Origin of the sequence: Shewanella sp. S1-49-MNA-CIBAN-0167, from assembly GCF_040310145.1 — a bacterium.
Classification (GTDB): domain Bacteria; phylum Pseudomonadota; class Gammaproteobacteria; order Enterobacterales; family Shewanellaceae; genus Shewanella; species Shewanella psychromarinicola.
This window is the reverse complement of the sequence record NZ_JBEOPO010000454.1, coordinates 1-242: the sequence shown is the minus strand read 5'-3', so window position 1 is coordinate 242 and position 242 is coordinate 1. Positions and strand designations below refer to the sequence as shown.

Sequence of the window (242 nt, the reverse complement as noted above, 5' to 3'; positions counted from 1 at the left end):
TAAATATCCTCATTGTAGATTAGTGAAAGATTATCTATATCGTCCCGATAAAAACTACCATTATATTGCAGAGTACTTGACCAGGTATTGCCATTATAAGTAATACCTGCGTGGACCTCTTCGGTACTGGAACTGATAGGTTCAACAAAATTTACAACACCAATAGCATCGACGAAACTAGCTTCTTTATTACCAGATTGTTTTTCGTAGCTGTAATCTAAGAAAGCTTTATAGTCCTGATA

General features: G+C 35.1%; 1 protein-coding gene. It reads right to left on the bottom strand.

Annotated features, from left to right (window positions below):
- The coding region (locus AAEZ00_RS22015; protein WP_351090158.1) for an MtrB/PioB family outer membrane beta-barrel protein at positions 1-242 on the bottom strand (242 nt) is incomplete at both ends.